Genomic DNA, 14,813 nt, shown 5'->3' on the forward strand with positions numbered 1-14,813 from the left:
CCCATCATGGACCGCGTGATCTATACCGCGATGACCGGCGCCAAGCATACGCTTGGCCAGCAGGCGGCGGTGGCGAACAATCTGGCCAATCTGAACTCCACCGGATTTCGTGCGGCCATGCACAAGCTGCGCGCGGTGGAGGTGCAGACCGAAGCCTTGCGCAGCCGCGCCTTTGTGGTCGATGCCACCATCGCCACCGATTTTTCCACCGGGCCGATCACCCATACCGGCCGCCAATTCGACGCCGCCATCGAAGGCAAGGGCTGGTTTGCGGTGCAAACCCCGGACGGCGGCGAAGCCTACACCCGCGACGGCAGCTTCGAGCTCAGCGCCAACGGCGTGCTGCAGACTCGCAGCGGCTTGCCGGTGATCGGCGACGGCGGGCCGATCACCATTCCGCCGGACAGTGAAATTGTCATCGGCAAGGACGGGTCGATATCCGCATTCACGCCCGGGCAGGGGAATGTGGTCAATGTCGTGGCCCGGCTCAAACTGGTCAATCCGCCCGAGCAGGAGCTGGTGCGCGGCGACGACGGTCTTTTCCGCCAGCGCAGCGGCCAACCGGCAGCGGCCGATGAGGCGGTGCAGGTGGCTGGCGGCTATCTGGAAGGCAGCAATGTGAATGCGGTCGACCAACTGGTGCAGATGATTTCGCTCGCCCGCCAGTTCGAGATGCAGACCCGCATGCTGCAAACCGCTGAGGCCAATGACCAGGCCGCAGCCCGGGTGATCGGCAACCGCTGATCGGGGTGGCTGCGCGGCGGCAAAAAGCGCCGGAAATCTGCCGGTAATCGGCAAAATGATCGGGTGCTGCGGGCGATAAGCTGACACCAACGGCAAAAGGGGCATTGGCACAGCGCTTGCTCCTGGAACCTCAAACAGACCATCGCTCAGGAGCCGAAAAATGATCCGCTCTCTGTGGACCGCCCGCACCGGGCTCGACGCCCAGCAAACCCAGTTGGACGTCATCTCCAACAACCTTGCCAATGTTTCCACCAACGGCCACAAGCGCCAGCGCGCGGTGTTCGAGGATCTGCTCTACCAGACCATCCGTCAGCCTGGTGCACAATCGACCCAGCAGACGCAAATCTCCTCCGGTTTGCAGATCGGCACTGGGGTGCGTGTGGTGGCCACCGAAAGAGTGTTCACCCAGGGCAATTTGCAACAAACCGGCAATTCCCTGGATTTGGCCATTCAGGGCAATGGCTTTTTCCAGGTGCAGATGCCCGACGGCACCATCGCTTACACCCGTGACGGCGCCTTCCAGCTCGACAACCAGGGCAACGTGGTCACCGCCAGCGGCTATCCGCTGGCTGATGCGATCAACATTCCGGCCGATGCGCGCTCGATCACCATCGGCAAAGACGGCACGGTGAGCGTGCTGGTGGCTGGCGATGTCAATCCGGTGCAGGTCGGCGCCATCCAACTGGCCACCTTCGTCAATCCGGGCGGTTTGCAAAGCGCGGGCGAAAACCTGTTCTATGAGACCGCCTCCAGCGGGGTGGCCAACCTCAATGTGCCCGGCACCAATGGCGCCGGGGTGCTCAATCAGGGCTATGTGGAAACGTCCAATGTGAATGTGGCCGAGGAACTGGTGAGCATGATCATTACCCAGCGCGCCTATGAGCTGAACTCGCGCGCCATCCAGACTTCCGACCAGATGCTCGGCCGTCTGACCCAGCTCTAAAGGGGCGGTCATCATGAAACTCGCTGCAACGTGTGTCACCCTTGCGCTGGCGCTGTTGTCCGGTTGCGCATCGATTTACGGCACCCCGCCGACCGTGGTGCACCAGCCGATGAGTATCCGCCCGCCGGCGCCGGCGCAAACCGCGCCGCTCTCCGGCGCGATCTTCCAAAACGCCCAGTTGCGGCCGCTGTTCGAAGACCGCCGCGCGCGCAACATCGGCGACACCATCACGATCAACCTGGTCGAACGTACCACCGCGCAAAAAAGCGCCAATGCTTCGGCCAAGCGCGGCTCCAGTCTGACCGGCGGGATTACCGCCTCTGCAAAACTGCCTCTGGCCACACTCAACGGGCTCAATATCGATGCCGGCGTGGAGTCGGATTTTTCCGGCTCCGGTGCGGCGGCGGCGAACAATGCGTTCAACGGCACCATCACGGTGACCGTGATCGATGTCTATCCGAACGGCAATCTGCTGGTTTCGGGTGAGAAGCAGATTGCCATCAACCAAGGCCAGGAGTTCATCCGCTTCTCCGGGGTGATCAATCCCAATGTGGTAACCGCGGCCAACACCGTGCAATCGACCCAGGTGGCCGATGCGCGCATCGAATACAAGGGCAGCGGCTTTATCGACGAACACAACACCATAGGTTGGCTGCACCGCTTCTTCGTTGCCATTTTGCCGTTTTGAAGCGTGCCGCCGGTTTTTGCGGAGCTGAACCATCATGAGAGCCACTTTCGCCCGTCTTGCCACCTCGTTGCTGGCCGCTTGTGTGATGGCGGCTGCGCCGGCGCAGGCCGCGCCCGAACGCATCAAGGAATTGGCCTCGATTGCCGGCGTGCGTGACAACCAACTGGTCGGTTACGGTCTGGTGGTCGGTTTGGACGGTAGCGGCGACCAGACTACGCAAACGCCTTTTACCGTGCAGAGCATCATCAACATGCTGGGCAACATGGGGGTGACGCTGCCGCCGGGGACCAACCTGCAACTCAAAAACGTGGCGGCGGTCATGGTCACCGCTACGCTGCCGCCGTTTGCCCGGCCGGGTCAGCGCATCGATGTGACCGTATCCTCGATCGGTAATGCCAAGAGTTTGCGCGGCGGCACCTTGGTGATGACGCCGCTCAAAGGTGCCGACGGCCAGATCTACGCCATTGCCCAGGGCAATATGCTGGTCGGCGGCGCCGGCGGGCAAGGTGGCGGCGCGGCGGTGACCATCAATCATCTGTCGGCCGGTCGGATTCCCGGCGGTGCCACGGTGGAACGCGCGGTGCCCACCCTGCTGGGGCAGGGCGAGCATGTGGTGCTGGAGCTGAACGACACCGATTTTGGCACCGCCCGCAGGGTGGTCGATGCGATCAATCTGGCCATCGCGCCAGGCACCGCCCAGGCGGTGGACGGGCGCACCATCCGGGTTCGCGCCCCGCTCGATCCGTCCGAGCGGGTGGCTTTTCTGGGGCAGATCGAAAACCTCACCGTCACCCCGGTGCAGCAGGCGGCCAAAGTCATCGTCAATTCGCGCACCGGTTCGGTGGTCATGAATCAAAAGGTGATGGTGCAGAACGTGGCGGTGGCGCATGGCAATCTCACCGTCAATATCGTCACCGAGCAGCAGGCGAACCAGCCGCAACCGTTCGCGCAAGGGCAAACGGTGATTACCGAACGGGGTGAAGTCACCATCGAGCAGGTGCCGGGCAAGCTGGTCAATGTGCAAGCCGGCAGCAATCTTGCCGATGTGGTCAAGGCGCTCAACGCCTTGGGCGCCACGCCGATGGATTTGGTCAGCATTTTGCAGGCGATGAAGTCGGCCGGCGCGCTGCGCGCCGAACTGGAGGTGATCTGATCATGCTTGCCAGCAGGCCGATCAACGCGCTCGACCCGAATGCGCTGGCCAGCCTCAAAACGCTGGCACGCGAGGGCGATTCGCCCGCGGCGCTGCGCGCAGCTGCCAAGCAGTTCGAGGGCTTGTTCCTGCAAATGGTCATCAAGTCGATGCGCGATGCCATGCCCACCGACAGCCTGTTCGGCAGCGAACAGGGCCGCTTGTACCAACAATTACTCGATCAGCAGATGGGGCTCAACCTTGCCCAGGGGCGGGGGATGGGACTGGCGGAAGTCATTTACCGCCAGCTCGGCGGCAAGGCGCAGGGCGTAACGGATGCCCCCATCGTTAATCTGGATGCCGCGGCGACCGGCGTATTTCCGCTCGATGCCCGCCGCACCGGCAGCGCCGCGGATGCCGACCCGATTCTTGCGCTCATCGATGCGCAGCGCCGGGCGGCAACACTTGCCGCCCGGCGGACGTCGCCGGATGATGCCCGCGCACAAGCGGCAGCGTTTGCCGCCCGCTTCGGGGCCGCGGTCGACGCGGTGCGCGATGCCCAGGCCGACCTTCCAGGGTCTGCGCGCGAGTTTGTCAGCATGCTGTGGCCGCATGCGTTGCAGGCCAGCCGAAAGACCGGCATTCCGGCGCAGTTCATGGTGGCCCAGGCCGCCCTGGAAACCGGCTGGGGGGCGAAGATGCTGCGCCACGCCGACGGCAGTCCCAGCTACAACTTGTTCAATATCAAGGCCGGCAGCGGCTGGCGTGGGGCCACGGTATCCGTGCCGGTCACCGAATACACCGCCGATGGCCGCCGCTATACCGAAAATGCATGCTTCCGTGCTTATGGCTCCTATGCCGAAGCCTTTGCGGATTATGTGTCGCTACTGACCGCCAGCCCGCGCTATGCCGGGGTGCTCGGGCAACGGGACGCCACCGCCTTTGCCCGTGGGCTCGCGCAGGCCGGCTATGCCACCGATCCGCAGTACGCCGAAAAGCTGACCCGGATCATCGCTGGCAATACCCTGCGCGAGGCATTGACCGGCTAAGACTTGTCCAGCCAGCCAATACCCACCGGTGTTGGCAAGGATTTTGCTCCACTCTGGCTATAGGCACTGAGAAGCGAAGGAAAGATCATGGCCGGACTGCTCACCATCGGCTTGACGGGCCTCAACGCCGCGCAGCTACAGCTCAATACCACGTCGCACAACATTACCAATGCGGCCACCCCCGGCTACAGCCGGCAAGTCGTGGTGCAAAGCACCAACGAGCCGCTGTTCTCGGGCGTGGGTTTCTTCGGTCAGGGCACGCGCATTGCCGGGGTCAATCGTCAGTACAGCCAGTTTCTGGAAAACCAGGTGCTGGCGGCAGACAACCGGCGCTCGGAGTTTGCCGCCTACAGTGCGCAGATCACCCAGATCAACAACCTGCTGGCCGATCCCACGGCCGGCCTGTCTCCGGCGCTGCAGTCGTTTTTTGCCGGTACGCAGGAGGTGGCCGCCAATCCGACCAGTGTGCCCGCGCGTCAATCTTTGATTTCTTCCGCCCAGGCCATGGTCAGTCGCTTCCAAGCAATGGATCAACGCCTGACCGAGATCCGCTCGGGGGTCGAAGGCGAAATCGGTACCACGGTCGATAGCATCAATGTACTGGCCGACCAGATTGCCCAGCTCAATCTGCGCATCGTCGTCGCTCAGGCCGCAGGGGACGGCGTGCCGGCCAACGACTTGCTCGACCAGCGCAATGTGCTGGTCAGTGAGCTGAACAAACTCATCAAAACCTCGACCACGCTGGAAAAAGACGGTCAGCTCAACGTGTTCATCGGTTCCGGCCAGCCGCTGGTGGTTGGGCAGACGGTCAGCCGGCTGGCAACCCAGCCGTCGCTCAACGATCCGTCGCGCAGTGCGGTGGTGCTGGTGGCCGACAACGGTAATCAGATTCTGCTGCCCGAGTCGGTACTCAATGGCGGATCGCTGGGCGGGCTGCTGGCTTTCCGGCGCGAATCGCTGGATTCTGCGCAGAACCGTCTGGGCTTGATTGCCCTGGGGCTGGCTACCGAGTTCAACCGGGTGCACCGCTTGGGCAGCGACCTGGACGGTGTGCTGGGCGGCGACTTTTTCACCGCCCCCGCGGTGGTGACCACGCCGAGCACCGCTGCCACCGTCACCGTGGATCCGGCTGCGGTTAGCCAGCTCACCGCCAGCGATTACAGACTGTCTTTTGACGGTGCCAATTACACCGTCACCAATATCAATACCGGTGCCAGCCAAACCTTTAGCGCACCGGGCAGTACTTTTGAAGGGTTGCAGATCGATGTGTCGGGCTCCACGCTGACCGCGGGTCAAAGCGCCCTGATCCAACCTACGCGCTATGCTGCGCGCGATCTGGCGGTGGCAATCAATGATCCGCGCAAGGTGGCGGCGGCCAGTCCGGTGTCGGTGACCGTACCGGTGTCCAATGCCGGCAACGCCAAGGTGAGCGACATCGTGGTCAATTCGGTAGCCGGCTTGGCGCCGTCATCCACCGATCCGCACTTTGCGCCTTTTACGCTGACTTGGGACGGCACCAACCTGACCGGCCTGCCCGGCGGCTATACCATTGCGCCCAGTGCGGCCTACAACCCGGCGACCGAGGCTACCGGCAAAGTCTTTACCATTACCGCCGCAACCGGTTTCAGCTTTACGTTCAAACTGGCTGGCACCACCGAGGTGGGCGACACCTTTACCTTTGCCTCGACGACCGCGGGCATTGCCGACAACCGCAATGCGGTGCGGCTGGGCGCTTTGCAGACCGAGAAAGTCATGATCGGTTCGGGCGGCGGTGCGCCCACGGCGACTTTCCAATCGGTCTATTCCCAACTGGTCAGTGCGGTCGGCAACAAAACGCGTGAGGTTCAGGTTGGCGAGCGCGCGCAGGAAACCTTGTTGACCCAGGCCAGCGAGGCGCGCGACGCATTGTCCGGGGTGAATCTGGATGAGGAGGCCGCCAATCTGATCCGCTACCTGCAAGCCTACCAAGCGGCCGGACGGGTGATGTCGGTGGCCCAGCGCCTGTTCGATGAACTGCTGTCGATTGGACGATAGGAGCGCATCATGCGTATTTCGACCAGCATGATTTATCAAAAGGGGCTGACTGCGATCCAGCAGCAGACCGCCGATTTATTGAAAACCCAGCAACAGGTCTCCACCGGGCGGCGCATTCTGACGCCTGCGGACGATCCGATCGCTTCGGCTCGCGCCCTCGAGTTGAATCAGTCCAAGGCAGTAACCCAGCAATTTGCGGTCAATCTCGGCTATGCGGACGACAACCTCAAACTGTTGGAAAACAAACTGGTCGGGGTGGGCGACATTTTGCAGTATTCGCGCGAGCGTGCGGTGCAAGCCGGCAGTGGCGCAATGTCGGCCGAAGATTTGCGCTACATTGCCACCGACCTCAAATCGCAATTCGATGCGCTGCTGGCGCTGGGTAACAGCCAAAACGGACAGGGTGAATACATCTTTTCCGGCTACCGGGCGGGGGTGCAGCCATTCAATGGCGGGCTCAGTGGGGTGAGCTACGCTGGCGATCAGGGCGAACGTACGATTCAGGTTAGTGCATCGCGCTTCATGCCGATCAGTCTGGCCGGCACCGATGTGTTCGACCGTACCCGCCAGATCGACGGCTTTCAAGTCTCCAATAACGACGCGCTCTATAGTTTTCGTGGCCACAACAACCGCGGTACTGGCGCTGCGCTGACCGTATCGCTGGATGCGCTCAATCTGCCGCTGGCTCAGGCTAATCAAGGCCGGCGCTATATCGTCACATACACCGAAACCACGCCAGGCAACCCGGCTACCGGTAGTTATGGCATCGAAGAGGTGGTGCCGGGGCTGGGCCGCAGCACCGTGGCCAGCGGTCTGGCGCCGGGCAGTAATTACGCTTTCAACGGCATTGAGATTGCCTTGCCTGCCTATGTGCCGGCTGCCAACCCGAGCGATCCCGGCAACATCGAACATGGCGATGCCTTCGAGGTGATGGTGGCTTCGACCAATATGTACACCAACTTTGCGCTGGCCATCAGTGCTTTCGACGACCACACCGGGGTGGGGCCGGCCGGTGGCGTGGCCTTTGCGCTGGAGAACTTCGACTTTGCGCTGGAGAACGTGCTCAAGGTGCGTGCGCAAGTCGGCTCCCAGATGGTCGAGGTGGAGCAATTGCAGTCGCTCGGCAGCGATCTCGAACTGCAATACACCGAGGCGATTTCCCGCTTGGAGGATGTGGATTACGCCGAGGCCATCTCCCGGCTCATTCGTCAGCAGACGTTCTTGGAGGCCGCGCAGCAGTCCTATTTGCGGGTCACCAACTTGTCGCTGTTCAACTTTCTCAACTGATCGGCGATGGGGCGCGCACGCACGGTTTGGATCCTGCTTGGCATGTTGCCGGTGCTTGCCGCGTGTGCAGGCGCAAGCCTCGGTCATGGCCCGGCGACGCTGACCGAAAGCCATGAAGTCGGCGCGCAGCCGCTGGCCGCTGCGCCAGGTCTGGGCGCGTTGCTCGAACGCTTGGCGGCTTGGCAGGAGGATCGCCGCCCTGACAAGCAGGACACTTACAGGCTAGATGATCCATCCGCGCCTTTATGGTCGATCAGCGCCCGGATCGCCGCTGCGGACACGGTGGCTTTTCGGTTGACCAGATTGCATCTGGCCAGTGGCGGTGAAGGGGAGGCCCGGCGGATTTTTCTGCGTGTCGCCTCTCAGATTGCTGATCGGGGCGGTTATGCCGGATTCGATGTGCTGCAGTACGAAGAGGGCATCGAATCGATGTGGCCCTTTGCCCAACGCAGCGCAAGCGGCGCAATCCGTCTGGTCGGTTCGCGGCAATTCCCCGATCTGTTGGTGCCGGCCACGCTCGGTCCGGTTGGCGCTGAGGCTGCGATGCAGTAAGTGCGCAGCCGACGTCTCAGGCCAGCGTGGCCAGCATTGATTCGATGGCTGAAAATCCTTGCTCGAAGAAGCTCACCATCACCGGCCCCAGAAAATGCATGGCCAGCATCAGGACGAGCATGCCCATGGCCAGCGATACCGGAAAACCGATGGCAAACAGGTTGAGCTGCGGCGAGGCGCGGGTGAGGATGCCCAGGGCGATGTTGGTAACCAATAGCGCGGTGAGCATGGGCAGCGACAGCAGCAGCCCGGTGGCAAACACCACCGTGGCGTAGCGCACGATGAAGTGCCAGCCGTTCGGCGACAAGGGGGCAGTGCCGATCGGCAGCCACTCGAAGCTACGCACCAGCACGTCGACCATCAATAGATGGCCATTGATCGCCAAAAACAGCAAGGTGGCGATCAGACCCAGAAACTCCGACAGCACCGCGGTCTGGCCGCCGGTGCCGGGGCTGAAAAAGATCGCGAAGGACAGGCCCATTTGCATGCCTACCAACGAACCGGCCATGTCGACCGCGGCAAAGACCAGCCGCATCATGAAGCCGATGGCCACACCGATGGCCATTTGCCAAAACAGCACCAGCAGCCCCATATAAGAACCGGGATCGATGGCCGGCATCGGCGGCAGTACCGGCACGATGGCCAACGCGATGCCCAGCCCGACCCCCAGACGTACCCGTGCCGGCACTGCGCGGTTGGAGAACACCGGCGCGCTGGCGAACATGCCCAGCAGGCGCGCCAACGGGTAGAGAAAGGCGGCAAGCCAGCCGGCAAGCTGTTCGTAGGTGACGCTCAGCACCGGGCGAACCCTAGCCGATCAAGGTCGGGATGGATTCGAACAGCCGACGGATGAAGTCGGTCATCACGGTCAGCAGCCACGGGCCGGCCACCACCATGGCGATGAACATGGCCACTACTTTCGGCACGAAAGACAGGGTCATTTCATTGATTTGCGTGGCGGCTTGGAAAATGCTGATCACTAGTCCGGTGACCACCGCGGCCAGCAGCATCGGCGCGGAAACCAACAGTGCCACTTCCACGGCTTGGCGGCCCAAATCGACGACGGCGGTGGGGGTCATGTCGGCACTCCTGGGGGTCAAATGGCAAAGCTTCGTACCAGCGAACCGACCAGTAGCGTCCAGCCGTCGACCAGAACGAAAAGCATCAGCTTAAAGGGCAGGGAGACAATGACCGGGCTCATCATCATCATCCCCATGGACATCAGCACCGAGGCGACCACCATGTCGATGATGATGAACGGAATGAACACGATGAAACCGATCTGAAATGCGGTCTTGAGTTCCGAAGTGACAAAGGCCGGCACCACTACCCGCATCGGCAAATCTTCCGCTTTGTCGACCGGCGGCACTTTGGCCAGTTCGGCAAACAAGGCCAGGTCCGGCTCGCGCACTTGGGCGAGCATGAAGGCTTTCATCGGCACCGCGGCACGCTCCAGCGCGTCATCGAAGCCGATCGTGCCTTCGGCCATCGGTTGGTAGGCCTCCAGATAAACCTTCTCGGCCACCGGGGCCATGATGAAAAAGCTGAGAAACAGCGCCAAGCCAATCAGTACCTGGTTTGGGGGAGAAGTCTGTGTGCCCAGCGCCATGCGCAACAATGACAGCACGATGACGATGCGGGTGAAGCTGGTCATCATCAGCACCACCGCCGGCAGGAATGTCAGCGAGGTGAGCAGCAGCAGTGTCTGCACGCTCAGGCTGTAGCGGGTGCCGCCTCCGGCGGTCGGGGTGGCGGTGACCGCCGGCATCACCTGGGCCAGCGCAATCGCCGGCCCGACCAGCAACAGCAGGCCGAGCAGGGCGCGGAGGATGCGGGGTTTAGCTGCCATGTTTGCGGCGTTCGACGGATTGCTTGAGCCAGGCGGAAAAATCCAGGCCAGTGGGCGGCTGCGGTGTTGCGGCAGGAAGCTCGCCGGCATCGAGCACATGCAGGGTTTGCACGCTACTCTGGGTGACGCCAAGCACCAGCACCTTGCCGGCCAGCTCCACCAGCACGATCCGCTCGCGCGGTCCGACTGCGGTGGCACCGAGCACTTTGAGTGGCACGCTGCCGCCGCGCGGGGCCGTAAGGCGTTTGATTGCCCACAAGGTGGCGAACAGGATGGCGATGACCACGGCCAAGCCGAACAACATCTGCCCGAACCCGCTGCCCAGCTCGGAGGTCGCCGGGGTAGTGCTCTGTGCATGCGCGGCGGCAGACAGAAACGGCAGGAGCAAGGCGCAGACGCGGGACACGGCAGTGCGGGAAAGTGACGATAGCTCGAGCATATACGCCGGCCGCGAACCGGCACGGCCGGAACAGGCGGGGAAAAGCGCGGCTATTCCAAGGTTTGACAGTGCCAGCGGTCGAACGCAGCAGCCGATGGCTGCCGAAAAACTAGCTGCGGATCTTACGCATCCGCTCGGCCGGCGTGATGATGTCGGTCAGACGGATGCCGAATTTATCGTTGACCACCACCACTTCGCCCTGGGCGATCAAGGTGCCATTGACCAACACGTCCATCGGCTCACCGGCCAGGCCGTCTAGCTCGACCACCGAGCCGTGGGCCAGTTGCAGCAGGTTACGAATCGACAGCTTGGTGCGGCCCAGTTCCACGGTGAGCTGGACCGGGATGTCCAAGATCATGTCAAAGTCGTTCAGACTGCCGCCTTGAGCCGTTGGCGCGCCAAAGTCCGGGAACAGATGACTGGCGGGTTTGGCCTGATAGGGCGACTCGCCTTCTGCTGCGGCGGCCGCCAGATCGGCCGCCACCTGTGCAGCCTCGGCATCCCCGCTGGCCGATTCGGCCGCGGCCTGCTCCATCATTGCAGCCGCCCAATCGTCTTCGGTGATTTGACCTTCTTCGGTTTCGTTCTCAGCCATTTTGGGCTCCGGGTATTGGTGTGGCATCGGCGTCCTCACTGGCGAGGAAGCGTTCCACCTTGACTGCGTACTGACCGCCGAGCACGCCGTAGTGTCCTTCGAGGACCGGCACGCCGTCAGCTTCGAGTTGCACCAGATCGGGGACGTTGAGCGGAATCACATCGCCGACGCGCATGTTGACGATGTCGCGCAAGGTCACCCGCGCATGACCCAGGTTGCACACCAGTTCCACCTCGGCGGTCTGCAGTTGGCGGGAAAGCAGGTTGATCCAGCGCTTGTCCTGGGTGAGATGGTCACTCTGCATGGTCGAGTAGAGCATCTCGCGGATCGGCTCGATCATCGAGTAAGGAAAGCAGATGTGCATCTCGGCTTGCGCGCCGCCCATTTCCAGCGAAAAAGTGGTGGCCACCACGATCTCTGAGGGCGTGGCAATGTTGGCGAACTGGGAGTTCATCTCCGAGCGCACATATTCCATTTCGATCTTATAGACCGGCGCCCAAGCCTTGCAGTACTCGGTAAACACCACCCCCAGCATGCCCTGGATGATGCGCTGTTCGGTGGGGGTGAAATCCCGCCCTTCGACCCGGGTGTGAAAGCGCCCGTCGCCACCGAACATGTTATCTACGACCAGAAACACCAGGTTGGGGTCGAACACTACCAGCCCGGTGCCGCGCAGCGGCTTGGCGGTAACCAGATTGAGGTTGGTCGGCACCACCAGGTTGCGCACGAACTCGCCATATTTTTGCACCTTGATCGGCCCCACCGACACTTCGGTGTTGCGATGCATGTAGTTGAACAGGCCGATGCGCAGGTAGCGCGCAAAGCGTTCGTTGATGAGCTCCATGGTGGGCATGCGCCCACGCACGATGCGCTCCTGAGTGGCCAGGTTGTAGGGCCGTATGCCACCGGCGGCCTCGGCTTCCTCGGTCTCGGGTTCGTCGGACTCTCCGGTGACGCCGCGCAGCAGGGCATCGACCTCATCCTGAGAGAGAAAGTCCGAAGACATGATTGGCCGCCTCGTTACTGAATGATGAACGAGTTGAACAGCACGCCATGCACCGGCCCCCATGGAATGCCCGGACGGGGGTCGCGCGGCTCTTGGGCGCCCAGCGCTTCATTGACCTGCACCAGCACCTCGCGGGCGAGCTGTTCCCGTCCTTCCGTGGTGGAGACCTCGGACGGCTTTTTACTGGACAGCAAAAGATTGATGCGGTGCCTGATTTCGGGCATGAAGCCGTTTAGTTGCGCGCCCACGGCCGCGTCGGCAACCCGCAGCACAATGACGGTTTGCAGATAGTGGTCGGTTTCTTCGCGCGCCAGATTGACGGTAAAGGTGTCCAGTTGCACGAACACCGGTGGCTTGGATAGATCCACCGTCGGCGCCGCCTGCACCGCCGGGGCCGGGGCGGCTTCGGCATGGTCGTCGCCGCTGTTTTTGCCTTTGACCAGTAACAGCACCCCGACCAGCGCTACCGCGATCAACAATAGCAGCACCAAGACCACCAAAATGATGATCAAAAGCTTGCTCTTTTTGGGGGCGGGTGCGTCAGTTGCCGCCACTTCCGGTTTTGCCGGCGCCTTGGCCATCGTTTACTCCTTTTTCATGCTTCGATTATCGGCGAGCGCGATTGAATCTGAAGCACGAAAAAGTGGGGCAGACGCACCCTTATTTCATGCTTCAGGCAAAAATATCCACTAGACCCTCGCCTTGCCGGGTCCATCCGGTGGCATGACCGATGCTGCCAAGGCCCGTCTCCGACGTCCAGCCCCAGCTCTGGCGTGCCTGCGGGTTGTGCGGCGTAGCGGTGTCCTGACCGCTGCGCTGATCGCCCGAGGTGTTGACACTGGTCTGCCCCAGGCTGACCCCGGATTGCGCCATCAACTCGCGCAGCCGCGGCATGGCCTGTTCCAGCGCTTCCTTGGCTTCCCGGGTGCTGGCCAGGAATTGGGCCGTGGCCTGGTCGCCATTGAGGTTGATCGACACTTCGATTTTGCCAAGGTTCGGCGGGGTGATCACCAGCTCTGCTTTGGATTCGCCGCGGTTGCTCATCCAGATGAGCTTGCTGCCGACATCTTCAGCCCAGCCTTGCTGCCCGAGCGGGGTTGCAACCTGCAACTGTGCGCCCGGCTGCAGCGGATGGGCGCTGCGTGGCGCCAATACGCCGTGCAGCGCGCTGGCAGGGTCGTTTTGCAGCGCTGCGACTGCCTTGGTCGGGCCCTCGGGCACGGCGCCCGCCTTGGCGCCAAGGCCGGCCGGCCCCTGTACCGGCAGCGTTATCTCACGGTTGGCGCCGGGCGCCGCTTCGGCGAGGGTTGCGGTCTGATCGGCGAGCGCGTTTTGCACCCCTTTGCCGGCTTTGTCATCCGTGACGGCCAAAAGTCCCGCGCCTGCCTGGGGTTTGCCGGAAGGTCCGGTGTCTTGCAGCGCTTCGGCCTGTCCATCGGCAGCGGCGAGCAGCGCCTCGGCGTCTGCGGCCGGCAAGGGGATCGGGGCGGCAAGGGCTGCCGGTTGTGCGGCAACGCCGCTGCCGTCGGCGGCAGCTTTGCCGGCTTCGGCGTGCTCGGCCGGCTGCGCTTCCTTGCCGTCCGTGTTGGGGGCGGCGGACGTCGTGGAATCCTTGGCCGACGGGTCGCTGGGCGGTGCCGGTTCGGTGCGATCAGGCGTTTCTGAACTGCGCCGGGCATCGGGGCTGCGGCTGGATTCAGTCTTGCGAACGTGGTCGGTGGCCGGCCGCTCGCGCGCTACCGAGGTGTCGCTCGGGCGTTCGGCGCTGCGATCCCGGGAGGCTGTCATACGGTTCTGCAAGGTCTGCGAAAAGTCCCCGGCTTGACTGCCATGACCGGCTTGAGGGGTCATGAAAGGCGGCAAGCCGGATGGCGCGGCGGTAGCGTACTGGGGTTGAAAGGTGAGCGGAGACGTCATGGTGGCTGACCTCTTGGGTTTTGTCTGCCAACCAATCGAGCAAGTGGTGTGCCAGTCCTGCCGAAATGTTGCTAGTCGTCTGCCTTGCCGGGGAAGCGGCGGGCGGCGTGCTCGTCGGACAGCCGTTGTTCCTGCCGCGCTTCGGCGCGCAGCGCTGCGCTGCGTTGGCGCTGGGTCAGGGTGTCGAGGGCCTTGACCTTGTTGCGGTGGTTGATCCACACCTGCTGGCCTTGAAGGGTGAGCTGCCGGGATTGCTCCACCAGGCCGCGTTGCGCAGCGATGGCCTCATCGATTTTGGCCAAGAAAGCGCTGTAGTTGCGCCAGGCATCCGGGCCAATGCCGCTGGCCGCAGCTTGCAAGAAGCGTTGCTGATACTCGTCGCGATAACTTTGCAGCATCTCGAGCTTGCGCTGACCTTCGGTTTCGCTGGCAATCAGCGCCCCCAGCCGGCGGGCGGCGTCATCCAGGCGCGTCTGCATCAGTTCGAGCAGAGGTTGTAGCGGAGATGTCCTGTTCAACATGGCCTCTCTTGGGTCGCGTTTGGGCCGCGGCGGCAAGGGCGAGCGCTCGGGCGGCCG

The 14,813-nt window shown here is 62.8% G+C and carries 17 protein-coding genes; 8 read left to right on the forward strand and 9 right to left on the reverse strand.

All coding sequences use genetic code 11. From position 1 onward, the window contains the following. Positions 1–6: 6 nt before the first annotated feature. The 8 genes from flgF to DIE29_RS04995 all read left to right on the forward strand — a co-directional run bounded on the left by flgF (position 7) and on the right by DIE29_RS04995 (position 8,429). Positions 7–744 (forward strand): flagellar basal-body rod protein FlgF, encoded by a 738-nt coding sequence (gene flgF, locus DIE29_RS04960; RefSeq protein WP_108080358.1) that lies wholly within the window; start codon positions 7–9, stop codon positions 742–744. Positions 745–904: 160 nt separating this feature from the next. Further along, complete coding sequence (gene flgG, locus DIE29_RS04965) at positions 905–1,687, forward strand: flagellar basal-body rod protein FlgG (protein WP_102042128.1); 783 nt, start codon at positions 905–907, stop codon at positions 1,685–1,687. Between the two features lie 13 nt (positions 1,688–1,700). Then, a complete protein-coding gene (locus DIE29_RS04970; protein ID WP_102042127.1) occupies positions 1,701–2,375 on the forward strand; it encodes a flagellar basal body L-ring protein FlgH in 675 nt (224 codons plus the stop codon). A 34-nt stretch (positions 2,376–2,409) separates the two neighbouring features. Beyond that, positions 2,410–3,528 carry a flagellar basal body P-ring protein FlgI gene (locus tag DIE29_RS04975; RefSeq protein WP_102042126.1) on the forward strand — a complete coding sequence of 373 codons (1,119 nt, stop codon included), beginning with the start codon at positions 2,410–2,412 and terminating at the stop codon, positions 3,526–3,528. Between the two features lie 2 nt (positions 3,529–3,530). After that, positions 3,531–4,556 (forward strand): flagellar assembly peptidoglycan hydrolase FlgJ, encoded by a 1,026-nt coding sequence (gene flgJ / locus DIE29_RS04980; RefSeq protein WP_102042125.1) that lies wholly within the window; start codon positions 3,531–3,533, stop codon positions 4,554–4,556. Between the two features lie 87 nt (positions 4,557–4,643). Further along, the gene (flgK, locus tag DIE29_RS04985; protein WP_114649378.1) at positions 4,644–6,590 is read left to right on the forward strand and encodes a flagellar hook-associated protein FlgK; all 1,947 of its coding nucleotides are present in this window, start codon (positions 4,644–4,646) and stop codon (positions 6,588–6,590) included. A 9-nt stretch (positions 6,591–6,599) separates the two neighbouring features. After that, the gene (gene flgL, locus DIE29_RS04990; RefSeq protein ID WP_114649379.1) at positions 6,600–7,877 is read left to right on the forward strand and encodes a flagellar hook-associated protein FlgL; all 1,278 of its coding nucleotides are present in this window, start codon (positions 6,600–6,602) and stop codon (positions 7,875–7,877) included. Positions 7,878–7,883: 6 nt separating this feature from the next. Then, positions 7,884–8,429: a hypothetical protein gene (locus tag DIE29_RS04995; RefSeq protein ID WP_114649380.1), complete on the forward strand. Its 546-nt coding sequence runs from the start codon at positions 7,884–7,886 to the stop codon at positions 8,427–8,429. Positions 8,430–8,445: 16 nt separating this feature from the next. Here the strand turns inward: DIE29_RS04995 and fliR are convergent, their stop codons facing one another. The 9 genes from fliR to fliJ form a co-directional block, all read right to left on the reverse strand. Continuing rightward, the gene (gene fliR, locus DIE29_RS05000; protein ID WP_114649381.1) at positions 8,446–9,228 is read right to left on the reverse strand and encodes a flagellar biosynthetic protein FliR; all 783 of its coding nucleotides are present in this window, start codon (positions 9,226–9,228) and stop codon (positions 8,446–8,448) included. A 10-nt stretch (positions 9,229–9,238) separates the two neighbouring features. After that, positions 9,239–9,508, reverse strand: coding sequence for a flagellar biosynthesis protein FliQ (gene fliQ, locus DIE29_RS05005; protein ID WP_114649382.1), 270 nt, complete (start codon positions 9,506–9,508; stop codon positions 9,239–9,241). Positions 9,509–9,525: 17 nt separating this feature from the next. Beyond that, positions 9,526–10,278: a flagellar type III secretion system pore protein FliP gene (gene fliP, locus DIE29_RS05010; RefSeq protein WP_102042119.1), complete on the reverse strand. Its 753-nt coding sequence runs from the start codon at positions 10,276–10,278 to the stop codon at positions 9,526–9,528. Continuing rightward, the gene (fliO, locus tag DIE29_RS05015; RefSeq protein ID WP_237269512.1) at positions 10,268–10,684 is read right to left on the reverse strand and encodes a flagellar biosynthetic protein FliO; all 417 of its coding nucleotides are present in this window, start codon (positions 10,682–10,684) and stop codon (positions 10,268–10,270) included. The genes fliP and fliO overlap by 11 nt, the downstream gene beginning before the upstream one ends. Positions 10,685–10,826: 142 nt before the next feature. Beyond that, entirely contained in the window at positions 10,827–11,312 is a 486-nt protein-coding gene (fliN, locus tag DIE29_RS05020) for a flagellar motor switch protein FliN (RefSeq protein WP_114649383.1), read from the reverse strand. Beyond that, on the reverse strand, positions 11,305–12,318 hold the full coding sequence (fliM, locus tag DIE29_RS05025) for a flagellar motor switch protein FliM (RefSeq protein WP_102042117.1): 1,014 nt from the start codon (positions 12,316–12,318) through the stop codon (positions 11,305–11,307). Before fliM ends, fliN begins: the two co-directional genes overlap by 8 nt. Positions 12,319–12,332: 14 nt before the next feature. After that, positions 12,333–12,899 carry a flagellar basal body-associated FliL family protein gene (locus DIE29_RS05030; protein WP_108080352.1) on the reverse strand — a complete coding sequence of 189 codons (567 nt, stop codon included), beginning with the start codon at positions 12,897–12,899 and terminating at the stop codon, positions 12,333–12,335. Between the two features lie 91 nt (positions 12,900–12,990). Beyond that, the gene (locus DIE29_RS05035; protein ID WP_114649384.1) at positions 12,991–14,235 is read right to left on the reverse strand and encodes a flagellar hook-length control protein FliK; all 1,245 of its coding nucleotides are present in this window, start codon (positions 14,233–14,235) and stop codon (positions 12,991–12,993) included. A gap of 71 nt (positions 14,236–14,306) precedes the next feature. After that, a complete protein-coding gene (gene fliJ, locus DIE29_RS05040) occupies positions 14,307–14,756 on the reverse strand; it encodes a flagellar export protein FliJ (protein WP_114649385.1) in 450 nt (149 codons plus the stop codon). Positions 14,757–14,813 lie beyond the last annotated feature (57 nt).

Source organism: Pseudothauera hydrothermalis, from assembly GCF_003345255.1.
In the GTDB taxonomy this organism is placed as follows: domain Bacteria; phylum Pseudomonadota; class Gammaproteobacteria; order Burkholderiales; family Rhodocyclaceae; genus Pseudothauera; species Pseudothauera hydrothermalis.